Source organism: Burkholderia sp. Bp9004 (assembly GCF_003858025.1).
Classification (GTDB): Bacteria; Pseudomonadota; Gammaproteobacteria; order Burkholderiales; family Burkholderiaceae; genus Burkholderia; species Burkholderia diffusa.
Map to the genome: position 1 here is coordinate 14203 of NZ_QTQD01000026.1, position 23609 is coordinate 37811.

Annotated in this window: 20 protein-coding genes; 8 read left to right on the plus strand and 12 right to left on the minus strand. The window is 67.1% G+C overall.

Going from position 1 to position 23609, the window contains the following annotated elements; genetic code table 11:
• Positions 1-276: 276 nt before the first annotated feature.
• From DIE08_RS24925 to DIE08_RS24950, 6 genes are all read right to left on the minus strand, one after another.
• Positions 277-921 (minus strand): trimeric intracellular cation channel family protein, encoded by a 645-nt coding sequence (locus DIE08_RS24925; protein ID WP_124904073.1) that lies wholly within the window; start codon positions 919-921, stop codon positions 277-279.
• On the minus strand, positions 918-2186 hold the full coding sequence (locus DIE08_RS24930) for a M20 family metallopeptidase (RefSeq protein ID WP_124904187.1): 1269 nt from the start codon (positions 2184-2186) through the stop codon (positions 918-920). The genes DIE08_RS24925 and DIE08_RS24930 overlap by 4 nt, the downstream gene beginning before the upstream one ends.
• A gap of 619 nt (positions 2187-2805) precedes the next feature.
• Positions 2806-3786 (minus strand): sulfonate ABC transporter substrate-binding protein, encoded by a 981-nt coding sequence (locus tag DIE08_RS24935; protein WP_124904075.1) that lies wholly within the window; start codon positions 3784-3786, stop codon positions 2806-2808.
• Positions 3787-3909: 123 nt separating this feature from the next.
• Entirely contained in the window at positions 3910-4749 is an 840-nt protein-coding gene (locus DIE08_RS24940) for a MerR family transcriptional regulator (protein ID WP_124623148.1), read from the minus strand.
• 9 nt (positions 4750-4758) lie between these two features.
• On the minus strand, positions 4759-5319 hold the full coding sequence (locus DIE08_RS24945) for a GNAT family N-acetyltransferase (protein WP_124904077.1): 561 nt from the start codon (positions 5317-5319) through the stop codon (positions 4759-4761).
• A gap of 95 nt (positions 5320-5414) precedes the next feature.
• Positions 5415-6329 (minus strand): LysR family transcriptional regulator, encoded by a 915-nt coding sequence (locus DIE08_RS24950; RefSeq protein ID WP_124904189.1) that lies wholly within the window; start codon positions 6327-6329, stop codon positions 5415-5417.
• 125 nt (positions 6330-6454) lie between these two features.
• Between DIE08_RS24950 and DIE08_RS24955 the strand changes: the two genes are divergently transcribed.
• On the plus strand, positions 6455-7453 hold the full coding sequence (locus DIE08_RS24955) for a quinone oxidoreductase (protein WP_124904079.1): 999 nt from the start codon (positions 6455-6457) through the stop codon (positions 7451-7453).
• Between the two features lie 87 nt (positions 7454-7540).
• Here the strand turns inward: DIE08_RS24955 and DIE08_RS24960 are convergent, their stop codons facing one another.
• On the minus strand, positions 7541-9055 hold the full coding sequence (locus tag DIE08_RS24960; protein ID WP_124904081.1) for an MDR family MFS transporter: 1515 nt from the start codon (positions 9053-9055) through the stop codon (positions 7541-7543).
• A gap of 228 nt (positions 9056-9283) precedes the next feature.
• Here DIE08_RS24960 and DIE08_RS24965 point away from each other — a divergent pair, with 228 nt between their 5' ends.
• On the plus strand, positions 9284-10843 hold the full coding sequence (locus tag DIE08_RS24965) for a methyl-accepting chemotaxis protein (protein WP_124904083.1): 1560 nt from the start codon (positions 9284-9286) through the stop codon (positions 10841-10843).
• Positions 10844-10896: 53 nt separating this feature from the next.
• Here DIE08_RS24965 and DIE08_RS24970 read toward each other — a convergent pair whose 3' ends face one another.
• Positions 10897-12561 carry an ATP-dependent helicase gene (locus DIE08_RS24970; protein ID WP_124904085.1) on the minus strand — a complete coding sequence of 555 codons (1665 nt, stop codon included), beginning with the start codon at positions 12559-12561 and terminating at the stop codon, positions 10897-10899.
• A 120-nt stretch (positions 12562-12681) separates the two neighbouring features.
• Positions 12682-13536 (minus strand): helix-turn-helix domain-containing protein, encoded by an 855-nt coding sequence (locus DIE08_RS24975; protein ID WP_059607120.1) that lies wholly within the window; start codon positions 13534-13536, stop codon positions 12682-12684.
• 533 nt (positions 13537-14069) lie between these two features.
• Between DIE08_RS24975 and DIE08_RS24980 the strand changes: the two genes are divergently transcribed.
• Positions 14070-14279 (plus strand): hypothetical protein, encoded by a 210-nt coding sequence (locus DIE08_RS24980; protein ID WP_059464641.1) that lies wholly within the window; start codon positions 14070-14072, stop codon positions 14277-14279.
• 214 nt (positions 14280-14493) lie between these two features.
• On the opposite strand, the gene DIE08_RS24985 is transcribed toward DIE08_RS24980, so the two are convergent.
• Positions 14494-15141 (minus strand): hypothetical protein, encoded by a 648-nt coding sequence (locus DIE08_RS24985; RefSeq protein WP_059607122.1) that lies wholly within the window; start codon positions 15139-15141, stop codon positions 14494-14496.
• Between the two features lie 240 nt (positions 15142-15381).
• Here DIE08_RS24985 and DIE08_RS24990 point away from each other — a divergent pair, with 240 nt between their 5' ends.
• The 5 genes from DIE08_RS24990 (at position 15382) to DIE08_RS25010 (ending at position 21592) form a co-directional block, all read left to right on the plus strand.
• Positions 15382-16716 carry an FAD-binding oxidoreductase gene (locus DIE08_RS24990; RefSeq protein ID WP_124904087.1) on the plus strand — a complete coding sequence of 445 codons (1335 nt, stop codon included), beginning with the start codon at positions 15382-15384 and terminating at the stop codon, positions 16714-16716.
• A gap of 60 nt (positions 16717-16776) precedes the next feature.
• Positions 16777-17871, plus strand: a complete 1095-nt coding sequence (locus DIE08_RS24995) for a TrkA family potassium uptake protein (protein WP_124904089.1) — start codon at positions 16777-16779, stop codon at positions 17869-17871.
• Between the two features lie 142 nt (positions 17872-18013).
• Complete coding sequence (locus DIE08_RS25000) at positions 18014-19492, plus strand: sensor domain-containing diguanylate cyclase (RefSeq protein ID WP_059607128.1); 1479 nt, start codon at positions 18014-18016, stop codon at positions 19490-19492.
• Between the two features lie 233 nt (positions 19493-19725).
• Complete coding sequence (locus DIE08_RS25005; RefSeq protein WP_124904091.1) at positions 19726-21153, plus strand: MFS transporter; 1428 nt, start codon at positions 19726-19728, stop codon at positions 21151-21153.
• A gap of 106 nt (positions 21154-21259) precedes the next feature.
• Positions 21260-21592 (plus strand): cupin domain-containing protein, encoded by a 333-nt coding sequence (locus tag DIE08_RS25010; RefSeq protein WP_124623124.1) that lies wholly within the window; start codon positions 21260-21262, stop codon positions 21590-21592.
• Positions 21593-21610: 18 nt separating this feature from the next.
• Here the strand turns inward: DIE08_RS25010 and DIE08_RS25015 are convergent, their stop codons facing one another.
• Together DIE08_RS25015 and DIE08_RS25020 are read right to left on the minus strand one after the other, a co-directional pair.
• Entirely contained in the window at positions 21611-22369 is a 759-nt protein-coding gene (locus DIE08_RS25015) for an SDR family oxidoreductase (RefSeq protein WP_059607135.1), read from the minus strand.
• A gap of 115 nt (positions 22370-22484) precedes the next feature.
• Positions 22485-23429 carry a LysR family transcriptional regulator gene (locus DIE08_RS25020; protein ID WP_124904093.1) on the minus strand — a complete coding sequence of 315 codons (945 nt, stop codon included), beginning with the start codon at positions 23427-23429 and terminating at the stop codon, positions 22485-22487.
• Between the last annotated feature and the right edge of the window lie 180 nt (positions 23430-23609).

A 23609-nucleotide genomic window follows, 5' to 3' on the forward strand; every position in this document is an offset into this window, starting at 1 on the left:
AACGATTCAGATGCTGAAGTCGAGTGACGGCTTCTGGCCGAACGCCGACGTTCGTCCCCGGCGTTCCCCGGAAATCCGCGACGAACCTTTCTTGTCTGGATCGGGTTACGACGGCGCGGTATGCAGTGTCGGCGGGTGATCAGGAACATCAATCGAGTGCATCGCGTTGTACTTGCAAGGGCAGCACGAATCCGCACCTCCCCTGAGCCGACCTGCACGCGGTAAACATGCAATCGTGAAGACCTGGGCGTTGTCGGATTCGCACGTCCACGCAGGCTATTCGTCGTCGGGAAGCTCGCTGGCGCGCTGCCCACGAAAGGTGGGTAAGCGCCAGGCAAACCGAAGCGAAGCAAGGCGAATGGCGACGCAGAGGATTGTCGCGAACCATGGCGTCCACCACTGCGTCCAGTGCGCGGACGAGAACAGAACTTGTGTGCCCGCACCGGCGAGCGCAGCCGTCGCATAGACCTCGCGGTCCAAAATGGCCGGCAGGCGCGAAAGCACGACGTCGCGCATGACACCACCGCCGACCGCAGTCACGATGCCGAGCAAAATGGCGAGCTCCGCATTGTGTCCGAAGCTCAGTGCCTTTTGCGCACCCGCAACGGCGAACAGGCCGAGCCCGATCGCATCGAAGAAGAGGACGGGCTGTCGTAGACGACGTACCGGCGCATACGCGAAAATCGCGACCGCGGTCGCCAGCACGGAAGCCGCCAGATATCTCCAGTTTGAAAGCCCTGCGGGCGGAATCGCGCCAATGCAGACGTCACGCACGATTCCGCCGCCGCATGCCACCATGAACGCGATGGACAAGATGCCGAACAGGTCCAGCCGCTTTTGGCGAGCGGCAACAGCGCCGCTCATCGCGAATACGAAAGTTCCGACCAGATCGAGGGTGAAGTAGGCCGCGTGCGAATTCACGCCGATGTATCTTGCTTGTCGAGCCACGCCCCGGCCGCGCATAGCATCGCTTCCAGCCCCGTACGCAGCGTCGGGTCGAGTACCGGCGCGAATTTCGGCGAATGGTTGCTGGGAATCTCGTTGAGCTTTTTCTCTGCCAACGCCTTTCTAAACGTATCCGGATCGGTTCCGCCGATGAACCAGAACCCATACGGCACGCCCCATTCGCGCCCGAATACGCTGAAGTCCTCGCTCGCCGCTGCCGGGGGCGTTTCGTAGGCGCGCTCGCCAAAGTGTGCTTCGAAAGCCGCCCGCACACGCTCGGTTGTCTGCGCGTCGTTGATCGTCAGCGGATAGCTCGAGAGCGTCGTGAATTCGGGCTCGCGTGGTGCGTTGGAAGCCATGCATTCCGCGCAACAGATGCGCCGGATCGCACCCAGCATGTATTCGCGCACGTCTTCGTCGAATGTGCGCATGTTGAGCTTGAGCGTCGCGTCGTCGGGGATGATGTTCTCTTTCGTTCCAGCCTGCAGCGCACCAATCGTCAGCACCGCACTATCGCGCGGGGAGATTTCCCGCGATACGATCGTCTGCAGACGGAGCGTCGTCGACGCCGCCATGATGACCGGATCGATCGAGGTTTGTGGCTGCGATCCGTGCGAACCGCGTCCAAACAGCCTTACCTTCAAACTGTCGCCCGCCGAAAGAATCGTGCCGCTCCGATAGCCGACCGTGCCCGCCGCGCCAACCATGACGTGCTGGCCAAGGATCACGTCAGGCTTAGGGAAGCGTTCGGCCATGCCGTCGTCGATCATGCTGCGGGCGCCGCGCGCCACTTCCTCGCCCGGCTGAAAGACCGCCATCAGCGTTCCGCGCCAGGCGTCCCGGTGCGCAGCCATCAGGTGCGTCACACCCATCAGCCAGGTCACGTGCATGTCGTGGCCGCACGAGTGTGCGACGCCCACTTCGAGGCCATCCTCGTCCTTCGCCCGCGCCGCGCTGGCATACGATAATCCGGTCGCTTCTGCCATCGGAAGCGCATCCATGTCCGCGCGCAACATGACAGTCGGACCGTCGCCGTTGCGTAACACCCCCACGACGCCGGTCACGCCGACACCCCGCGTAACGTCATAGCCGACATTTTCGAGATAATCGGCTGCAATACGTGCGGTGCGCACTTCCTGCATCGACAGTTCGGGATGCTCGTGCAGGTCCTTGTAGATCGCTTCGAGCTCAGGCAAGAGGCTTTCGATGGCGTCCTTGGTCGCTTCCACCAATGCAGGCATGATCGATCCTTTCAAATGGTTCTTTGCGGTGGCCGATGTCGCATCGCACGCGCTGGCCGTCGGTGAAGCCTGGCAGCGCTTGCGCCCGATCTGGCGACCCGGCGGCAGGACCGCGGTACGCAATCCGCCGACTAGTACGATGCCTGCGACAGGGCGAAACACGGAACATCCGGGCGAGCCGCCTCTATCGCGGCACTTCGTATCACGGTTCCGTCAAATCGCCTACTGCCCCGAAGCGGGACAGGAATACAAGAGAACCATAGTCTCGATAGCGGTAATCCGGAAGTTCCTGTCGATTCATGAGACAAAGCGGTCACCCGCAGGTCCGTCTCGGCGAGACGGCGTATGACTCCTCCTGGCCGAACCCGGAAGTACGCGTCGGGCCCGGCAGCGAAGTATCGGCACGATAGCCGAACGTTCGTAGCTGCCTCGCCGGACCACGCGCAGAAGATCAATTGTCCGAGCGGAATCGACGTTTGAATGGCAGTTCAAGAGTGCTGGAAGATGGCTGAACGCACGACAGTGCGCCCGACGTTCCCCCCGAAAATCCCAGAAGAACGAATAAAGGCCGACGGGCAGGGCACCCGTCGGCCTTTTCCAGATGCGTGCGCGCCGCCCGTTACTTCGCCACCGAAGCCGTTGCCACGCGCTTGTCGGTCCACGCGTTATCCGCGACGCTCAGCTTCTGCGGAATCAGTTTCGCGGCGTAGAACGCATCGGCCACCCCCTGCTGCACCGCGACGATCTTCTCGTCGATCGGCACCGCACCGAACGGCACGCGCTTGATCCACGTTTCCACGAGCGGCGACGGCAGCCCGACCTTCGGCGCGATCAGCGCGGCCGTCTCGGCTGGATGGCCGTTGACCCACAGCCCCGTCTCACGCGCCTGCTTCAGGAGCACGCCGATCACGTCGGCGTGCTGCTCAGCAAAATCACGCGTTGCCTCGTAGAAGTTGTTCGCGGGCGTAAGACCCGTGTAGTCGGACAGCGTGCGAATCTTCAGCGAACTCTGCGCGGCGGCGTAGTACGGATCCCAGACGGCCCACGCGTCGACGTTGCCGCTCTCGAATGCGGCGCGCGCGTCGGCGGGCGGCAGGTACACGGGGCGGATCTCGTCGTAGCGCACACCTGCTTGCTTCAGCGCCTGGAGCAGCAGGTAGTTCGCACTCGAACCCTTCTGCAGCGCGACCTTCTTGCCGCGCAGGTCGGCGAGTGAGCGGATCGGCGAATCGGCCTTCACGAACACAGCTTCGTTGTGCGGCGACGGCGGCTCCGCGCCGACGTACACGAAGCGCACACCGGCCGCTTGCGCAAACACCGGCGGCGGCGCGCCGGTATAGCCGAAGTCGATGCTGTTCGCGTTCAGTGCCTCGAGCAGTTGCGGGCCGGCCGGGAATTCGAACCACTGGACGTTGTAGCCGAGCGGCTTGAGGCGCGCTTCAAGCGAGCCCTGCGCCTTGATGATCGACAGCAGGCCGGCCTTCTGGTAGCCGATGCGCACGACCTTGTCGGCGCCGCCCTGCGCGAACGCGGATGTGGCTGCGACGGCGACGAGCGCCGTCGCAGCGGCGCGGGTGATCCAGCGGGTGAAACGAATCATCGAACAGGCTCCATGCGAAACGTCTTCGGGGAGCGGCGCGTGCCGCTCGGTTGGAAGAATCGTCGCATGGGCGGTCGGGCCCGCAAACGAAGCATTGCCGATATGAATATGACGGCGGCGGTCCTATGCTTTGTCGCCGTCGCCTTGTGGATCGGGCGTGCCGGCCTGTCGTGCCGCTTCGTCGCTGAGCTTCTTGTCGAGGATCGTCGCGACGCGGCCGCCGAGATAGGCGCTTGCCGCCGTCTCGAGCGCTCGGTTCGTCTCGCCTTCGACGAACACGGCCGCAAGCGGGCGCAGGCGCCAGATCGCGTCGACGAGCGCGGGCACGTCGGTGACCGGCGGCAGCGTGCCGGCGTCGTAGCGGTCCAGCCGCTTCACGACGAGATCGACGAGCAGCCGCGCAATCGCATCGAAATGCGGCCGCGCGAGGCTGATCACGTCGAGCAGCTCGCGCGGCGGGATGCCTTCCTTGGTCATCGCGGCTGCCGCTTCGAGCAGCGCGGGGCTTTTCGCGACGAACGACAGGCCGCGCCGTTCGAGCAGACCGAGTTCGGTCACGCGTGACAGTTGCGATGCCGTTTGCGGGCCGAACATCTGCGCGAGTTGCGCGAGCGAATAGGTCTTCGGCAGTTCGTGCGACCAGCGGCCGCCGATCGCGTTTTCCAGGCCGAGGATCGAACGCAGGTCGTGACCCTCGTCGATCGCCATGATCAGGTCCTGGATGTTCGACAGCGTGTAACCGCGCGCGAGCAGGTGGTTGATCAGCTTCAGGCGGGCGACGTGCGTGTCGTCGTAGATGCCGACGCGCCCGCGCTTCTCGGGCGGCGCGAGCAGTCCGCGATCCTGGTATGCGCGGACGTTGCGCACGGTCGTGTCGGACACGCGTGCGAGTTCGTCGACCGTGTACTCGTTGCGGGAATCCGGTGCGGCCTCGTCTGGCATGGTTGGAGTCTGTCTTGGCATGCGGCCATTCTAGCGCGACGCGCCAGGCTCGGGCGAGGCGGGAAGGGTGCGTGCGCCGTCGCCGAGCGCGCGCTGCATCAGCGCGGTATCGATCCAGCGGCCGTGCTTGAAACCGACCGCCTTCAGCACGCCCGCCGGCTCGAAGCCGAATGCGCGGTGCAGCGACGTCGAGCCGCCGGTGCCGCCGTCGGCGATCACCGCGATCATCTGCCGCCACGGGCCGGTCTCGCACCGCGCGATCAGCTCCGCGAGCAGCGCGCGGCCGATGCCGCGGCCGCGCTGCGCGTCGTCGATGTAGATCGAATCCTCGATCGTGTGGCGGTACGCGCTGCGCGTGCGATACGGCGTCGCGTACGCATAGCCGGCGATGCGGCCGTCGCATTCCGCAACGAGGTAGGGCAGCCCGTGACGCAGCACCGCGTCGCGGCGCACGCGCAGTTCGTCGACGTCGGGCGGCGTCTCCTCGAACGACGCGACGCTGTGGCGCACATGGTGTGCATAGATCGCGTGAATGGTGGGGAGATCGGTATCGGTCGCGTCGCGGACGACGCAGGCGGGGGCGGCGGACATGGTGGCGGAACGGGCGGACGAAACCGTTACTATGCCGGCCGCGAGGCGGCGCCGTAAAGGCATGGGTCGCGTCGCGCGGTCAGGAGAAGCCGCGCCTACAAATGGCCGTCCGCGTCGCGAACCGCGTCGGCGATTGCATCCGCGACGCGCTGCACGCGCGGCGAGCGCCGCACGTCCGGGTGGACGACGAGCCAGATCTCGCGCTCGACATCGCATCGGGGCGCGGACGTCAACTCGACGAGCGCGGCGGCAGTCGACAGCGACGGATCGGCCGAAGCCGGCGTGCCCGCGTCCGCATCCGTCGCCGACGTGTCGACGAGAAAGCGCGGCAGCAATGCGACTCCTGCGCCGGCCACGCACGCACGATGGAGCGCGGCCAGATCGTTGGCGATGAACGCGAAGCGGCGCCCGGCCGCGAAGCGTTCGAGCCATTGCTGCTGCGGCATTTGTGCGAGTGCGTCGTCGTAGCCGAGGAATGCCCAGGTGTTGGGCGGCGCGGCGGCCCAGTCGGGCGACGCGCACAGCGCGAAGCGCATCGTGCCGAGCCGGCGCGTGGCCAGCCCCGGCTCGCTCGGCCGCGACAGGCGCACCGCGAGGTCGGCTTCGCGCGCGTAGAGGTTGGCCGCGTGCATCTCGCCCATCAGGTCGATCCGCAGCGCGGGCCATGCGCGCTGCGCGCGGGCGAGCCGCGGCGCGAGGAAGTGGCTCGCGAATACCGGCGACGCCGACACGCGCACGACACCGTCGAGCGCCGCCGCCCCCTGCGCGGCGCGCGCGAACGCATGCACGTCGGCTTCGACGCGCGCGGCATGCTCGGCGAGGTGCAGGCCTTCGTCGGTCGGCGGCCAGCCGCGTGGCAGCCGGTCGAACAGCCGGATGCCGAGCGCGGACTCCAGCGCATCGATGCGCCGGGCGACCGTCGAGTGCTGGACCTGCAGCGTTCGCGCGGCGGCCGACAGGCTGCCGCCGCGCATCACCGCCAGGAAATAGCGGAGGTCGTCCCAGCTCATCGGCGGCGCGGACGCCGGCGTCGGATCGGTCGAATTTTGCACGGTAGATGGGCGTGAAACGGGAATTCCGAGCGATTATGCACGATGAGATGATCGTGTCACATCATTCGATTGTGAGGAACGTCATGACCCAGACTGCCACTGCCACCCGGATCGGGATCGACCGCTACGGCGATGCCGGTGTGCTGCGACGCGTCGATGCGCCCGTCGCGCCGCCCGGCGCCGGCGAGGTGCGGATTCGCCAGACTGCCGTCGGCGTGAATTTCGTCGACATCTATTTCAGGACCGGCGCGCATCCGTTGCCGGCACTGCCGGACGCGCTGGGTGTCGAGGCGGCCGGCGTGGTCGACGCGGTCGGGCCCGGCGTGACGGGGCTGGTACCGGGCCAGCGCGTCGCGTATGCGGGGCTGCCGACCGGCAGCTACGCGAGCCTGCGCACGCTGCCTGCCGAGCGCGTGGTGCCCGTGCCCGACGGCGTGAGCGACGACGCGGTCGCGGCCGGGCTGCTGAAGGGCATTACCGTCTACATGCTGCTGCACCGCGTGCGCCACGTGGGGGCCGGCGACACCGTCCTCGTGCACGCGGCGGCCGGCGGCGTCGGGTTGCTGGCGACGCAGTGGGCGCGCGCGCTCGGCGCGCGGGTGATCGGCACGGTCGGCTCGGCCGCGAAGGCGGCACTGGTGCGCACGCGAGGGGCGGAAGTGGTGGTCGACTACCGCGAGGAGGATTTCGTCGCGGCGGCGCGTGCGTTCGGCGGCGGCGCGGGCGTCGACTATGCGATCGACGGGATCGGCGGCGACGTGCTGACGCGCACGCTCGGCGCGGTCCGGCCGTTCGGGATGGTCGCGAGCATCGGGCAGGTTGCCGCGATCGGCGCCCGGCAGACGATCGACCTCGATGAACTGGGCCCGGCCCGCTCGATCGCGCTGGCGCGGCCGAGCGTGCTGGGCTTCATCGCGCGTGACGTGGCGGGGTATCGGGAGGCGGCGCGCGCGACGCTCGAACGGCTCTCGGGCGGGATGCACGTGGAGATCGGCGCGCGGCTGCCGCTCGACCAGGCGGCCGACGCGCATCGTTTGCTGGAATCGCGACAGACGACGGGCGGGGTGGTGCTGGTGCCGTGACGGCGGGCCGTTCGTCGTGAACGGTCGCCTCGCTGCGCCGCTCTGCAGACAGGCGGCGGAGCCACGGTGCCGCTGCGTGCCCGCCGATCAGTGATGCTTGCGCAGCGGCGCGCTTTCGACGAACCACGCGAGCACGAAAGCGATCGCGATCACGCCCGCGGCCGAGAGATACACCACGTGCAGCGACCCGGCGAACGCATGCAGGTACGCCTCGCGCACCGCATCCGGCAACTGGTGCACGACCGCCGGACCGAGCGCGGGAGGCAGCTCCGTGCCGGCCGGCAGCGCCCGCGTGATTCGCGACTGCAGCCCGTGCGAGAACAGCGCGCCGAACGCGGCGACGCCGAGCGAGCCGCCGATCGAGCGGAACAGCGTCGCGCCCGACGTCGCGACGCCCATGTGCCGGAACTCGACCGTGTTCTGCACGGCGAGCGTGAGCACCGGCATCACCATGCCGAGCCCGATCCCGAGCAGCGCCATGTAGGCGTACATCGTGTGCAGCGGCGTGTCGAGCGTCAGCGTCGACAGCAGCGCCATCGCGATGCCGCCGATCAGCGTCCCCGCGATCGGAAACGGCCGATACGTGCCGAGCCGCGAGATCAGCCGGCCGCTCGCGACCGACATCGCGAGCATCCCGCCCATCATCGGCAGCAGCTGCATCCCGGCCTGCGACGGCGTCGAGCCCTTCACCACCTGCAGATAGAGCGGAATGAACGTGACCGAACCGAACAGCGCGATGCCGACGACGAAGCCGATCAGGCTCATCAGCACGAAGGTGCGCTGGCGGAATAGTTCGAGCGGCATGATCGGCTCGGCCGCAAGCCGTTCCTCGTAGATGAAGCCGCCGATCGCGACCACGCCGAGCACCAGCGTCATCCACAGCTGCGCCGACGACCACGGCAGTAGCGAACCGCCTTCGCTCGTGAACAGGATCACGCAGGTAAGGGCCGTTGCGAGGAACGCGGCGCCCATATAGTCGATCCGGTGCTTCACGTGCGCGGTGTGCGGCCGGAACGCGACGCCGATCACCGCGAGCGCGACGAAACCGAGCGGCAGGTTGATCGTGAAGATCCAGCGCCACGACAGATGTTCGACCAGGAAGCCGCCGAGCAGCGGCCCGACGATCGTCGCGAGGCCGTACACGCCGCCGAACATCCCCTGATAGCGCGCCCGGCGGTCGGGCGGCACGAGGTCGCCGATCGCGGCCATCGTGACGACCATCAGCCCGCCGCCGCCGAGCCCTTGCAGCGCGCGCAGCACGATCAGCTGCGTCATGTCCTGCGCCATGCCGCACAGCGCGGAACCGGCGAGAAACAGCACGATCGCCGCCTGCAGCACGATCTTGCGGCCGTACAGGTCGCCGAGCTTGCCGTACAGCGGCAGTACGACCGTCGACGACAGCAAATACGCCGTGACCACCCACGACAACTGGTCGAGGCCGCCGAGCTCGCCGACGATGGTCGGCAGCGCGGTCGATACGATCGTCTGGTCGAGTGCGGACAGCAGCATGACGAGCAGCAGCGCGGCGACGATCAGCCCGGTCGGCGCGTCGCGACGGGCCGCTTCGGCGGCCGGTGGGGCAAGGAGGGTATCGGTTCTCATCGAGATATCTGCCATGGCAGGGAATTGGTCGAAATATAGAGTCAATTCATTGCCTGGTCAATTTCTGCCGTACCTGGATTTGTTGCATCGGTAACAGAAGATTGCGAGCCGGAAAATTGATCGCGATCAGCCCGGCAGCGGGCGGGGCTCAAGTTTTTTGCAGGCTAACCGTAATCCAGAGTGCCGCGGACCGATTGCCGCGGCACTCTTTACCGCTCACGTCCCGTCATGAACCTGAACGCCCTGTTTTCCCGCTTCTCGATCCGTACGCGGATTTTTTCCACGCTCGGCCTCGTCGCCGCGCTGCTCGTTGTTTCGGGCCTGATCGGCCTGACCGGCATGCAGAGCTCGAACCGTGCGCTCGACGAGGCCTATACGCGCCAGCTGGCCGCGAAGACCGCGTTGTCCACCGCGAGCCTGAACCTGACGATCGTGCGCACCACGCTCGACCGCGCGCTACTGCATCCTGAGGCGCCGGAAGTGCCCGATCTCGTCAACAAGGCCGAGAACTATCTCGCGAAGGCCGACGCCGCGTGGCGCACCTACGCGACGATGCCGCACGACGGCGACGAAGGCCCGCTCGCGACGCGGCTCGACGCCGCGCGCCAGGCGCTGATCGGACAGGCGTTGAAGCCGTTGATCGACGCGATCCGCGCGGGACATCGCGACGATGCCGACCGGCTGCTGATGACGGTCGCGCCGCCGCTGTCGGTCGCGCTCACGCAGGCGACCGATGCGCTTGACGCGTACCAGGCCGCGCGCGGCAAGGACGTCTACGACACCGCGCAGACCTATTACGGCTGGATGCGCGCGGGCGCGATCGCCGGCATTGCGTTCGGTCTCGCCGCGTGCCTCGGCTGCGCGATCGGCCTGCATTTCGCGATCACGCAACCGGTGAACCGTCTGCTGTCGCATTTCCGCCGCCTGTCGGACGGCGACCTGACGTCGGAAGTGCGCTGGTCGTCGCGCGACGAGATGGCCGAGCTGGTCAAGGGCGTGACGGGCATGCAGCGCAGCCTCGCCGATACGGTGCGCCAGGTCAGCCAGGGCTCCGAAGCGATCTCGACCGCGACGCACCAGATCGCGGCCGGCAACACCGACCTGTCGCAGCGCACGGAGGAGCAGGCGTCCGCGCTGCAGGAGACGGCCGCGAGCATGGAGCAGCTGACGGCGACCGTGAAGCAGAACGCCGATCACGCGGTCGAGGCGCAGGCGTGCGCGGACAACGCGAGCGAGATCGCGACGCGCGGCGCGGCGGTCGTCGGCGAAGTGATCGGCACGATGAACGAGATCGACCAGAGCTCGCAGAAGGTGGCCGACATCATCGGCACGATCGAGGGCATCGCGTTCCAGACCAACATCCTTGCGCTGAATGCGGCGGTCGAAGCCGCGCGCGCGGGCGAGCAGGGCCGCGGCTTCGCCGTGGTCGCGGGCGAAGTGCGCACGCTTGCGCAGCGCTCGGCGTCGGCCGCGAAGGAGATCCGCACGCTGATCGGCGAGTCGGTCGAGCGTGTCGCGACGGGGTCGCGGCTGGTCGGCGTGGCCGGCGCGACGATGCAGGACATCCAGCAGGCGATCGGCCGCGTGACGGGCATCATGACCGAGATCGCGGCCGCGTCGAACGAGCAGCGCGACGGGATCGAGCAGGTGAATCGCGCGGTGTCGCAGATGGACCAGGTGTCGCAGCAGAACGCGGCGCTGGTCGAGCAGGCGGCGGCAGCCGCCGCTTCGCTCGAGGAGCAGGCCGACGGGCTGCGCCGGGCGGTGGGGGCGTTTCGCGTCGCGTGACGTGCGGCGGCGGGCGGGGCGGTCGGTCCCGCGCGCACCCGCTGCCCGCCGTGTCAGCCGCCCGTGAGTTGCGCGGCCGAGCGCGCCGACGCGACGAGCAGCAGCTTCATCGTCGCGCGCGTCGCGCCGACGAACAGCTTGCGGGCCGCGCGCGCATCGAGCGTGTCGAAGTCGATCTCGGTGAGGATCACGCACGGTGCGGATTGCCCCTTGAAGCGATAGATCGAATCGAGCAGCACGTCGCCTTCGCGATATTCAGGGTTGCCGAACAGGTCGTACTTGCCCGTGAAGCGCTTGACCCGATGCGGGCCGAGCTGGTCGAGCCGCGCGAGCACCGAGCTTTCGCGGCCGCGATACGACAGCACCGCGATGTCCTGCTTGCGGAAGCCGAGCGACAGCGCGTGCGTGATCGCGCGCTTGGTCGCGTCGATGCACGCGTCGGCGAGCGCGTCGCCCGCGCCGTCTTCCCCGTATGACGACACCGACGGATCGGAACCGTCGAACGGGCTGCCCGAGCGCAGTTCGGCCGCGAGCGGCTCGACGCGGCCGACGACGTCGCGCACGAATTCGAGCAGGTCGCGCGGGCTGCGGTAGTTCGTCAGCGCCTTCAGCGTGACCCAGCCAGGCAGCGCGACGGGCTCGCGCAGATAAAGGTTCTGCAGCGGATCTTCCAGCCACCACCATGCGCCGTCCGGTGCCAGCAGGCGCTCCAGTGCGGCCGCCCACGGCGCGTGGAAATCCTGACCTTCGTCGACGATCAGCACATCGAAGCGCCAGCGTTCCGGAACCGGCGCTTCCGCGAAGTGCGCCTCGAGCCGCTCGAACGCGCCGGGCGCGTCGAAGTCGGGCGTATAGCCGCCGTCGCGGGCCACCCAGTCGCACAGCTGATGGTAGTTCGCGATCTTCGCGCCGGGCGGCGCGATGCGCGCGATGTAGTCGGCGAGCGGCCGGTTGAAGCATACGTAAAGCACGCGATTGCCGGCCGCGACCGCATCGCGCATCGCCTGCACCGCGAGCTGCGTCTTGCCCGAGCCGGCGGTGCCCGTCACGCGCAAGCGGAACGGCGTGAACTCGAGCTGGCGCGCCCACGCGGCAAGCCCGCCAGACAGCCGCGTGACGAGCGTGCCGGCCTGCCCGACGAGCGCGCTCGTGTCGGGCGTGAGCGCCAGCTCGTCCGCGAGGAAATGATGCAGCTTCGCTGCGTTCGGCAACGGTTCGTCGTGCTCGGGCAGGATCTGCAGGATCACCTGCGCGAGCTGCGCCTTGCGCGACGCGTCGACGATGCGGTCGGCCGCGACGCCTGCGATCGCCGTTTCGCGGATCGCGTAGTCGGGGCAGTACAGCAGCGCCTCGACGCCGTAGACGCCCGCGCCGAGCGCGGCGGTCAGCCGCCGGTGCAGCGTCTCCTGCGTGCGCGCGAGCTGGATCGGGACGTTGCGCTCCTTCTGCAGGTAGACCTTCACGAGCCCCTTCGGCGTTTCGCGCAGGAAGCCGGCCTTCTGCTCGATCAGCAGCACGCGGCCGGCCGGGCTCACGACGACGAACGCCGCTTCGCCGAACACCGAGAAGCCCTGGTCGGCACGCGTCCAGTGCACGCCGTGATAGACGGTGTAGCTGTCCGGCAGCGCGTGTTCGAGGGCGGCAAGCGTCTCGCGCTCGCGTTCGGCCGCACCGGTGGCGGCGAGGTTTTTCCAGTCGTCGGGAATGAGGCGGGCCATGAAGTCGGGCGGCGCAGGCCGGTCGTGAACAGGGTCCGGCTATTGTACTGAGGAACCGGTTCACGGCCGCCGCGCCGCGCGGGCGCCGGCCATGCGAAAGAGGGGGCGTGCGTGCGGGAATTACCCGCGTGCGAGCCGCTTCGCGAGATCGGCGCTGAGGATCGCCATGCGTGCGGGCTTTTCGTAGCAGACGACGTCGAATGCGCGGATCACTTCGCTGATGTCCGCTTCGCTCGCGCGGCCCGTGAGCAGGTCGCCCGTCAGCACGAAGATGGGCGCGCCCGGATTGTCTGACGTGCGCACTGCCTTGATCGCGGTGGCGGCCGTGCCGTCGTCGAACAGCCATTCGGTGACGACCGCGTCGAACGCCTGGCCCTGCAGCGCGTCGACGAACGGCGCGAGCCCGTCGAATGCGGCCGTCGCGAAACCCTGCCGCTCGAGATAGCGACACAGCTCGGTCGCGCTGACGCGATCGGGATCGATCACCGCGACGACGAGCTTGTCGCTCTCCGCGCGGCGCGGATAGATCTCGATCTTGTGCACGTCGTACGCGTTCTGGTACAGCACGCCCGTGTGGCGCAGCACGCGCCAGCGGCCGTTCTGTTCGTACGCGACGAACTCGGGGCGCGCGCCGGCTTCGAGCGGCGCGCCGATCCAGGCGGTACACGGAATTTCGGCGACACCGGCGTACAGGACGGCTTCCTGCGAATAGGCGCCGACCATGCCGGGGTCGAGCGTCTGCGCGCCGAACAGTTGAGCGGCGGGCTCGCCGTACGCTTCGGCGACTTTCTTGATCTGCGCGAGCGTCCATGGGCTGCTGCCGCGCAGTTTGCGGTGACCCTGCGAAAAGCTCAGGTCGAGGATGCGGCACAGCTCGGTGGTTTGCTGGCGCTTGCCGATGCCGTTGCGAGTCATTAGCTCGCGCACGCGCTCGGCAACCGCGAGGGAATCCGTGGTGATTGCTTCAGTGGTCATGCTACGGGAACGGATCGTGACGTTCAGAACGACGCCTTGCGGCAGTCTCGGCGGACAGTCTTGACGACGTCCAGGGGCGAGCCGACCGGCCACGCGCGGAAAAGATAACTTTACCGCAAAACGACTGTCATTCAATGTCGCAAAAGGTGCGTTTCTGTGAAAGGTGTGTCACGACGTTACGCACGATCCGGCGGCGTGTGTCGCGCGCCGCTGCCCCGCTCGCAACCTTCAGGCACGGATCGCGAGGGGCCTGGACAGGATTCCTAGTCTGGCCGCACGTAATTGCGCCGCGCTGCCGAAGAATTGCACCAGAGTAGGGCGAATTCATGACCGGGAACCGCGGCATCATGTCACTCTGACGGCGACAAATTTTTACAGGACGTCGTGCGCCGGGCTCGACGGAGTCGCGTCTTATACGCGGATTGTTTGACGGTTTACTCTAAAAAAACCGATGCTGCCCCGTTTCGGGAGCGGGCGTGAATGCGGCAGGGGCCCGTGCTACGATTTCGCGGTCTAAAAATAGTGTTGAAGCGATGCAGAAGAAATTTGTGATGCGCGGGTACGAGATGAACTGCGAACCGCGCGTGACGGAGGACGGCAAGTACGCCGCCCAGGTCGAGGTCACGAAGCTGGGTTTCAGCCGCGAGGCGGCATTCCGCAAGCTGGGCGAATTCGATACCGAAGCGGATGCCGTCGCCTATGCGAAGAAGTTCTCCGAAGAATGGCTGAGCCGCTACGCGTAGCGCGTCGTTCGGCCGCGCAGGACGGGCACGCTCATTCAACGCGAAAAACACGGCGGACGTTCCGAATGCCCGGCGTGGATGGCATTGGCGAAGCGCCGCAGGATCGCCGGTTACACGGCGATCCTCCAGTGTCCATCTCTTGAGAAGTGCGAACCGATGGATCGACGCGCGTGCCATCGCGGCCATCGATCGACGGCGGCCGAATGCGATCGACCTACGCCGGCATGTACGTGAACGGTTCGCCGTCCTCGCGCTCGACCGACAGCAACCGCTTGAGTTGATCGAGCGCGAACAGCTGCGTGCCTTCCGCCGCCGCTTCGGCTATCGCGGCATCGACGAGTTTCCTCGCGCGCGCGAGGATCACGGATCGCTGGCGCGCGATCTCGAGCACCATGCGTTGCTCGATGTTCTGCCGGCTCGATTGCTTGTCGCTCAGGTGACGCCAGCGATCGCGAAGCTCTGCCCAGGTGACGCGCTGAAATTCCGGAATCGCGTGCGGGAGCGTGCCGGCTTCCGCGGGCTCGGGCCGCGCACGCAATGCACAGCGCAGCGCTTCGCGGGCGCGCCACTCATCCGAAAACGGCGCATACACGTCGCGCGTGCGGCCGATCGGATTCGCGCGTTCGATCTCCTTGTCGAGCAGGTAGCCGAGCCGCCGCAGCGCGGAGCCATGCGCGAGCATGGCCGGATCCAGCACGCGGATCCGGCGCGAAGCATCCGCGACGTGCGCTTTCAGTTCCCACAGCGTCAGGCGGAGGTGCTGCACTTCGAGTATCAGGCGCTGTACGTCTGCGTAGGTGCACTTCGTCCACCATTCGGTGAGGTCGTTCAGCTTCGGGGGATCGAATGGGGGGAGGATCATTTTTACTGCAGCGATACTGTATGGATGTACAGTTTATCGCGCGGTAACATAGCGCCGTCAAGGCGAAAAAATGGGGACGGCCGATGAGCGGAAAACGACCGGCAGCGGGGCTGCGGCCGGTCCGTTCATCGCGCGTCCCGCACGTTCGCCAGCCCCGTCCGGAACCCGACCGCATGATCCGGTGCATGCCATCGCGAACGTCGATGGATGCGCCGGACGTATCAACGCCAACAGAGAACAATGACGACAACCTATCCGCTGCATGACACATTGACGCACGCCGACACGGCGTTTCCGGCCGAAGCCGACATCGTGATCGCCGGCGCCGGCATCATGGGCTGCGCGGCCGCCTATTACCTCGGCCTGCGCGGCCTGAAGGCCGTCGTGCTCGACAAGTCGCGCATCGCCGGCCAGCAATCGACGCGCGCTTGGGGCTTCGTGCGGCAGCAGGGCCGCGAGTCCGCCGAAGTGCCGCTGATGATGGCCGGCATGCGGATCTGGGAAGGGCTCGAGCAGGCGCTCGGCTTCGATCTCGAATGGCGGCAGGGCGGTTGCCTCTATATGGCGGACAACGAAGACGACTGGGCATCGTTCCAGGCGTGGCTCGCGGTCGCACGCGAACACGGGCTCGACACGCGCACGCTGACACGCGCGGAAATCGACGCGCGCGTGACCGGCCTGTCGGCGCAAGCGCGCACGCTCGGCGGGTTGTATACGGCGACCGACGGGCAGGCCGAGCCGCGCCGTGTGGCCGCCGCGTTCGCGGCGCGCGCGACCGAAGCCGGCGCGCGTTTCTTCGAAGGCTGCGGCGTGACGGCGATCGAGACCGCCGGCGGCGCGGTCGTCGGCGTCGTGACCGAGCGCGGCACGATCCGCACGCGACGCGTGATCTGCGCGGCCGGCGCGACCAGCTTCCGGCTGCTCGACGGTGTCGGCATCCGGCTGCCGCAGCAGGCCGTGCGCGGCACCTGCATGCGCACCAACGTGCTGCCCGACGTGTCCGCGTCGACGATCTGGGGGCACGGCCTCGGCATTCGGCAACGCAGGAACGGTGCGATCAATCTCGCCGACGACATGCAGGTCGACGTCGACCTGACGCTCGGCCACCTGCGCGGCTTGAGCCTGTTCTGGCCGGAGTTCTGGTCGCAGCGCGAGAAGTTCCGGCTGCATCTGAATGCGGCGGCGTGGCGGGATGTCCGCGCGCGCATCGGCGGTGGCGGCGGCGCGATCGAGCCGCGCGATCCGCAGCCGCAGCCGAATCGCGCGCATGCGCCGCGCTCGCTCGCGAAGCTGAAGGCGATCTTTCCCGCGCTGAAGGACGCGCAGATCGTCGAGGCCTGGGCCGGCCTGATCGACGTGGTGCCCGACGGAATTCCGGTGATCGACGCGCCTGGCACGCCGTCCGGGCTCGCGATCGCGACCGGCTTCTGCGGGCACGGCTTCGCGATGGGGCCGATCGTCGGACGGCTGCTGGCCGAATGGGTCGATACGGGCGAGCCGTCGCTCGACCTGTCGGCGTTCCGTGCACGGCGTTTCGCCGACGGGACGATGGTCCGGCCGCGCAGCATGCTGTAGCGGACGTGCTCGCGTGTTCCCGTCGTAGAATCGAGCCCGCAATCTTCAGGAGATTCCCCGTTGGCAACGCCCTCCGACAAGCGCCGCCCGTTGCGCTCGCGCCTGCGTCGTGCCCGCGACCCATGGCGGGCGCCGCGTGCGCGCACGCTGTTCACGCGTCCGGCGACGTCGCCGCGGCGCACGCTGCTGTTCCGTCTCGGCGCGGTCGTGGTGCTGTGCGTGCTCGCGTTTCTCGTGCTGTATCTCGATCGCGACGGCCTGCGCGATTCGACCAAGAGCACGCCGATGAACGTCGCGGACCTCGTGTACTTCACGATGGTCACGGTCGCGACGGTTGGCTACGGCGACATCGTGCCGGTCACCGCGCGCGCGCGTCTGATCGATGCGTTCTTCATCGTGCCGATCCGCATCGGCATCTGGTTCATCTTCCTGGGCACGGCATATCAGTTCGTGATCCAGCGCGTCATCGAGGAATTCCGCATGAAACGCCTGCAGAAGCAACTGTCCGATCACATCGTCGTATGTGGCTACGGCCTGTCGGGGTCGATCGCCGTGCGCGAGTTGCTCGAAAGCGGCGTCGATCCGTCGACGATCATCGTGATCGACGCGCAGCAGCAGGCGCTCGAGGCCGCGACGTCGCTCGGCGTGACCGGGCTGCTTGGCGATCCCGCGCACGAGGATCTGCTGCAGCAGGCGCAGGTGCGCGCGGCGAAGGCCGTGATCATCTCGGTGACCGACGACCCGACCGCGATCCTGCTGACGCTGTCGGTGCGCAGCATCGCGCCGGAGACGAAGATCGTCGTGCGGATCCAGGAGAACCTGTATCAGCGGCAACTGCGGCAGGCGGGCGCGGACGTGATCGTGTCGTCGACGAAGATCGGCGCGCTGCTGCTCGCGGACGCGGTGCACAGCCGCTATATCGTGCCGTTCGTGAACGACATGCTGTCGACGCGCGGGCGGGCGACGCTGCTGGAGCGCGAGGCATTGCCGCACGAGATCGGCTGCATGACGAACGTCGTGCCGGGCGCGATCGTCGTCGGGCTCGATCGCTGCGGGAAGATCCATTCGTTCTACGAGGATCCGCCGTGCCGGATCGAGGCGGGCGATACGCTGGTCGTGATCCAGTCGGCTAGGATTCCGGACCCGGACATGTGAGGGCCGGTTGGGCAATAACCCGGCATGGCAGCCACTGCCGCGCCGTGACCTGTGCATCCCCGCTTGATAAGCCACCGCGCGTTATTTAGTATGACGTAATCGCGTCGTGCGCCGCGCACGAGCGTGATCATCGAGGAGACACATGCAATTCAGGTCGGCGGCGCCCCAGACGATCGTCGTGATCGGTGTCGTGATTGCCTGCGCGCTCATGGGTCTGTGCGTGCTGCAGTTGTTCCAGAGCCGCAACGACGCCCTCGAGCGGGCGAGCGAAACTTCCCGCAATCTGGGCCTGATCGCCGAGCGCGACATCGAACGCAATTTCGAACTCTACGACCTGTCGCTGCAGGCGGTCATCGCCGGGCTTCAACGTCACGACGTGATGGCTGCACCGGCGACCTTGCGGCGCGCGGTGCTGTTCGATAACGCGATGACGGCACAGTTTCTCGGTTCGATGCTGGTGCTCGACGCCGGCGGCAACATCGTCCTCGATTCCGCCAGCGACGTGCCGCGCCGCGGCAATTTCGCCGATCGCAAGTACTTCACCGTCCACCGCGACAATCCGGATGCAGGACTCTATGTCAGCGACCCGTTCCCGTCCCGCCTGCGCGGCGGCTCGCTCAGCATCGGGCTCACGCGGCGGATCTCGAACCCCGACGGCTCGTTTGCCGGCATCGTGCTCATCGCGGTCAACCTCGAGTATTTCCATCAGCTGTTTGCCGGCCTGTCGCTCGGACAACATGGATCGATCTCGCTGATCGGCAACGACGGCGTGATGGTGATGCGTCAGCCGTACGACGTCCACACCATCGGTCGCGACATCAGCCAGGCCGCGACGTTCAAGCGGTTCCAGGCCGCGCGTGAGGGTGTGTTCTCCGAAACCGCGTCGCTCGACGGCGTGCGTCGCCTCTACTACTTCAGGCACCTGCCGAAGCTGCCGCTGATCGTCATGGTCGCGGAAGCGGAGCAGGATATCTATGCGGCATGGCGGCACCGCGCCGTGACGATCGGCGCGCTGGTGGCGACGTTCGGCGCCGCGTTCATCGCGGTGTCCTTCATGCTCGGCACGCAGCTCCGGCACCGGATGCGCGCCGAGTCGGAACTCGTGCTGCTCGCCCGCACCGATGGTCTCACCGGCCTGAACAATCGCCGCAGCTTCGCGGAAGTGCTGGATCGCGAATGGCGTCGCGCGCGGCGCGCACGATCGGTTTTCTCGTTGCTGTTCGTCGATGTCGATCGCTTCAAGGCCTATAACGATACCTACGGCCATCAGGCGGGCGACGACGCGCTGGCCGCGGTCGCGCGCTGCATCGGCGAGAACATCCGACGCCCGGCCGATACCGCGGCCCGCTATGGCGGAGAGGAATTCGTCGTGCTGCTCCCCGATACGTCCGAGCCGGGCGCCGCCCAGATTGCCGAGCGGATTCGCGCGGCGATCGACGAGCTGCCGCTCGAGCACGCCGGCAGCGAATACGGGCATGTCACGGCCAGTATCGGCCTGGCGAGCTGGACGCCCGAGCACGATGCCGAGGCCGATGCCGTGATCAAGGCAGCCGACGAGGCGTTGTACTACGCGAAGGCGACCGGCCGGAACAAGGTTGCCGCCTTTCAGCCGCCGGCGTGACGCGAGTCACGACATGCGGCTGCAAGACGTTATGACGTACACCGAATAATTTATCGATTTATATCGGTTGGGAATGCCGGATCGCGAGAACAGAATCATCGCTTCCGGAACCCGAATGCATGTGTGCCGGCGCTCCAGCATCCACTTGTCCTGTGATGGTGACCGCGTGTGCACGTGTCGGGTTCCTGTCTCCACGTAGACTTCGCCGCCCATGCGGCGAACAAGGGAATGCGATGAGTTCGATCGACCTGAACGCTGTCACGCCGGTTTCCGCGCCCATTCGCTCGGCGAGCGATGTGGCGCGCCTGATCAATTCGACGGACAGCTCCGTCGGCCATGCACGGATGATCGTGCTGCTCGCGCTCGGCGGCGTGTTTCTCGATGCGTACGATCTGACGACGCTGTCTTACGGCATCGACGACGTCTCGCGCGAATTCGGCCTGACGCCCGCGCTGACCGGGCTGGTCGGCTCGGCGATCATGATCGGCACGATCTTCGGCAGCCTGATCGGCGGATGGCTGACCGACAAGATCGGCCGCTACCAGGTGTTCATGGCCGACATGCTGTTCTTCGTGATCGCGGCGATCGCGGCCGGGCTCGCGCCGAACGTCTGGGTGCTGATCGGCGCGCGCTTCGTGATGGGGCTCGGGGTCGGCATCGACCTGCCCGTCGCGATGGCGTTTCTCGCGGAATTCTCGAAGTTCAGCGGCCGCGGCAACAAGGCGTCGCGGCTCGCCGCATGGTGCCCGATGTGGTACGTCGCGTCGTCGGTGTGTTTCCTGCTGATCTTCGGCATGTATTTCCTCCTGCCGGCCGAGCATGCGGGATGGCTGTGGCGCGCGTCGCTGATCTTCGGCGCGGTGCCCGCGCTCGTCATCATCCTGGTCCGGAATCGCTTCATGAACGAATCGCCGTTGTGGGCCGCGAACCAGGGCGATCTGGCCAATGCCGCGCGCATTCTTCGCGAGTCGTACGGCATTCACGCCCATGAAGCGGACGATGTGCCGCGTGCGCCGAGCCAGCCGCCCGTGCGGATTCGCGTGCTGTTCCAGCGTCCGTATCTCGGGCGAACGATCGTCGCCAGCGTGATGAACCTGTGCATTCCGTTTGAATACACGGCGATCGCGTTCTTCCTGCCGTCGATCCTGTCGCAGTTTCTCGGCGCGGGCGTGTTCGAGACGATCGCGGCGTCGCTTGCGCTGAACGTGCTGTTCGCGTTTACCGGCGGCTTGCTCGGCATGCGCCTTGCGTATCGATATCCGTCGCGCCACGTCGCGATTGCGGGTTTCGCGCTGCAGTTCGTCGCACTCGTCGCGCTCGCGCTGGCGGGGCATCCGCATGGCGCACTCGCGGTCGGCCTCGTGCTGCTGATGCTCGGCACCTGGCTGTTCGCCGAGGGCTTCGGGCCGGGTGCGCAGATGATGATCTATCCCACGCTGTCCTATCCGGCGGCGATCCGCGGCACGGGGGTCGGCTTCGGGCGCTCGCTGTGCGGAATCGGTCAGGCGCTCGCGCTGTTCGTGCTGCCGATCCTGCAGGCCCGTCTCGGCACGGACATGTTCTGGGTCGTCGCAGTCAGCGCGGCCACGCCGATCGTGTTCCTGTTGATCGTGCGCCATGAACCGACGGCGCGCGATATCGACGCCGAGGCGGCGGCGTGAAGGCGGGCCTTGCCGGGATCCGCAAAACAAGTTCGCCGCAACGCCGGCCTTCGCGCTACAGTTGGCGTCATCCGCCTTCCGCCGAAGGCCGACCCGAGGTCGAACCATGCAACTTCAAACCGGCAACCTGTTCAATGTCGAAGCAACGCGCGGCAACGACGAGCGGGTCGATGTGCTCGTCGCCGGCGCGCGCCTGAACGTCGAGCGGATCGTGTCACTGGGGCATACGAGCCCCGACGGGTTCTGGTATGACGATTCGCGCGCCGAATGGGTGGTGCTGCTGTCGGGCGCCGCGGTGCTCGAGTTCGAAGCGGACGCGACGCTGCACGACATGCGCCCCGGCGACTACGTGCTGATCGAACCGCATTGCCGGCATCGCGTCGCGTGGACGCATCCCGACGAGCCGAGCGTCTGGCTCGCGATCTATCACGATCGCTGAAACGCGCGGGGCGCCGCGTTACCCGCGCCCCACGAACGGCATCGTGGTCGCCATGATCGTCATGTTCAGGATGTTCGTATCCAGCGGAAGATTCGCCATCTGCACGACCGCGTTCGCGACGTGCGTGACGTCCATCCGCGCCTCGGGCGCCATGCGTCCATCGGCCTGCAGCACGCCTTCCGTCATGCGATCCGTCAGCGACGTCGCCGCGTTGCCGATGTCGATCTGACCGCACGCGATGTTGTACGCGCGGCCGTCGAGCGCGAGCGACTTGGTGATGCCGGCCACCGCGTGCTTGGTGGCCGTATACGCGATCGTGTTCGGGCGCGGCGTATAGGCGGAGATCGAGCCGTTGTTGATGATCCGGCCACCCTGCGGCGTTTGCGCCTTCATCACGCGCCACGCGGCCCGCGCGCACAGAAAGACGCCCGTCAGGTTCGTCGCGACGACGTCGTTCCATACGTCGAACGCGTATTCGTCGAGCGGAACGGCCGGCGCGTTGCGGCCGGCATTGTTGAAGAGGACGTCCAGCCGCCCGAACTGCCGCGCGATCTGCGCGAACGCGTGTTCGACCGATGCTTCGTCGGTGACGTCGGCCGGAAATGCGTGTGCGTCGCCGTGGGCGGCGACGATCGCCTCTTTCGTCTCACGCAGCGATGCTTCCTTGCGTCCGATCAGCGCGACGGTATATCCGGCGTTCGCGAGTGCGATTGCCGCCGCGCGACCGATGCCGGATCCGGCGCCCGTGACGACGGCGATCTTCTTCGAGACAGACATGGCTTGATTCCCTGCGGGTTGGGTGAGGAAAGCGGCGGCGGCCGCGCGATGCACTCGCCGCGCGCCGGTCGAAGCGACATGCTACCGCGCACGCCGAATTTCGCGACGCGCGCGACTATTTCCTGCGCGCCGGCGGGGCCTTCCGTGCGCGCGTTCCGGTTTCCGCGAACAGGCTGACCACGACCTCCCGCAACCAGCGGTTGCCTTCGTCCTGATTCACGCGCGCATGCCACAGCATGTGAATCGGCGCGCCTGGCAGCGTGACCGGCAACGCGCGCCAGCCCAGCGAAAACGGCGCCGCGAGCTGCAGTGCAAGATGTTCCGGCACGGTCGCGATCAGGTCGGTGCGCTGCAGGATGTAGCCGACGCTCATGAAATGCGGCACCGTCAGCCGCACGCGGCGTTTCACGCGGCGCCGCTTCAGCCATTCGTCCACCTGCCCGTGACCGGTGCCTGCCGACACCACGACCAGATGCTCGGCGTCGCGCCACGCGTCGACGGTCAGCGGCGCGTCTTCGAGCGGATGCCCGCGCCGGAACAGGCACACGTAGCGCTGATCGAACAGCCGGCGCTGATAGAACCCGCCCTGAAGTTGCGGCAACAGCCCGATCGCGAGATCGACGCGGCCGTCGGCCATCTCGTCGCGGAGGTTGACGCTCGTGTTGCGCACCGTATTGAGCGCGATGCCCGGCGCTGCGCGCGACAGGTGTTCGAGCAGCGCGGGCAGAAACACGACTTCGCCGATATCGGTCATCCCGATCGTCATCGTACGCGACGCGCGCAGCGGATCGAACCCGGTCTCGGGGTTGAGCGCGGCATGCAGCGTCGACAGCGCGTGCGCAACCGGTTCGGCCAGGCGCAGCGCGAACGGCGTCGGGACCACGCCGCCCGGGCCGCGCACGAACAGCGGATCGCCGAGCCGGCGGCGCAGCTTCGCGAGCGCGTTGCTGACGCCCGGCTGGCTCATGTTCATCTGCTCGGCGACGCTCGACACGCGCCGTTCCTGCATCAGCCGCTGAAACAGCAGCAACAGATTGAGGTCGATCTCGCTCAGTTCCATGGTTCGGCGTGGCCTCCGGTCATTCCGTTCAGTGATGAAGCGGATTCCCGGCATTTTATTGTGGGATGACGAGACGCTGCTGAAAATACCGACACGGCGCAAGCATTCGACAGGCGCGCCGGGCAGGTCACGCGCGCCGCGCGCCTCGACCACGCATTACTTGAATATCGGAGACACGTT

What these genes read in the sequence shown, in the direction of transcription:
- DIE08_RS24950 (WP_124904189.1), bottom strand. Translation starts at nt 6,329, where the DNA reads ATGAGCTGGGACGACCTCCGCTATTTCCTGGCGGTGATGCGCGGCGGC.
- DIE08_RS25015 (WP_059607135.1), bottom strand. Translation starts at nt 22,369, where the DNA reads ATGTCTGTCTCGAAGAAGATCGCCGTCGTCACGGGCGCCGGATCCGGC.
- DIE08_RS24960 (WP_124904081.1), bottom strand. Translation starts at nt 9,055, where the DNA reads ATGAGAACCGATACCCTCCTTGCCCCACCGGCCGCCGAAGCGGCCCGT.
- DIE08_RS25005 (WP_124904091.1), top strand. Translation starts at nt 19,726, where the DNA reads ATGAGTTCGATCGACCTGAACGCTGTCACGCCGGTTTCCGCGCCCATT.
- DIE08_RS24945 (WP_124904077.1), bottom strand. Translation starts at nt 5,319, where the DNA reads ATGTCCGCCGCCCCCGCCTGCGTCGTCCGCGACGCGACCGATACCGAT.
- DIE08_RS24970 (WP_124904085.1), bottom strand. Translation starts at nt 12,561, where the DNA reads ATGGCCCGCCTCATTCCCGACGACTGGAAAAACCTCGCCGCCACCGGT.
- DIE08_RS24990 (WP_124904087.1), top strand. Translation starts at nt 15,382, where the DNA reads ATGACGACAACCTATCCGCTGCATGACACATTGACGCACGCCGACACG.
- DIE08_RS25000 (WP_059607128.1), top strand. Translation starts at nt 18,014, where the DNA reads ATGCAATTCAGGTCGGCGGCGCCCCAGACGATCGTCGTGATCGGTGTC.
- DIE08_RS24980 (WP_059464641.1), top strand. Translation starts at nt 14,070, where the DNA reads ATGCAGAAGAAATTTGTGATGCGCGGGTACGAGATGAACTGCGAACCG.
- DIE08_RS24930 (WP_124904187.1), bottom strand. Translation starts at nt 2,186, where the DNA reads ATGCCTGCATTGGTGGAAGCGACCAAGGACGCCATCGAAAGCCTCTTG.
- DIE08_RS24940 (WP_124623148.1), bottom strand. Translation starts at nt 4,749, where the DNA reads ATGCCAAGACAGACTCCAACCATGCCAGACGAGGCCGCACCGGATTCC.
- DIE08_RS25010 (WP_124623124.1), top strand. Translation starts at nt 21,260, where the DNA reads ATGCAACTTCAAACCGGCAACCTGTTCAATGTCGAAGCAACGCGCGGC.
- DIE08_RS24955 (WP_124904079.1), top strand. Translation starts at nt 6,455, where the DNA reads ATGACCCAGACTGCCACTGCCACCCGGATCGGGATCGACCGCTACGGC.
- DIE08_RS24965 (WP_124904083.1), top strand. Translation starts at nt 9,284, where the DNA reads ATGAACCTGAACGCCCTGTTTTCCCGCTTCTCGATCCGTACGCGGATT.
- DIE08_RS24975 (WP_059607120.1), bottom strand. Translation starts at nt 13,536, where the DNA reads ATGACCACTGAAGCAATCACCACGGATTCCCTCGCGGTTGCCGAGCGC.
- DIE08_RS25020 (WP_124904093.1), bottom strand. Translation starts at nt 23,429, where the DNA reads ATGGAACTGAGCGAGATCGACCTCAATCTGTTGCTGCTGTTTCAGCGG.
- DIE08_RS24985 (WP_059607122.1), bottom strand. Translation starts at nt 15,141, where the DNA reads ATGATCCTCCCCCCATTCGATCCCCCGAAGCTGAACGACCTCACCGAA.
- DIE08_RS24935 (WP_124904075.1), bottom strand. Translation starts at nt 3,786, where the DNA reads ATGATTCGTTTCACCCGCTGGATCACCCGCGCCGCTGCGACGGCGCTC.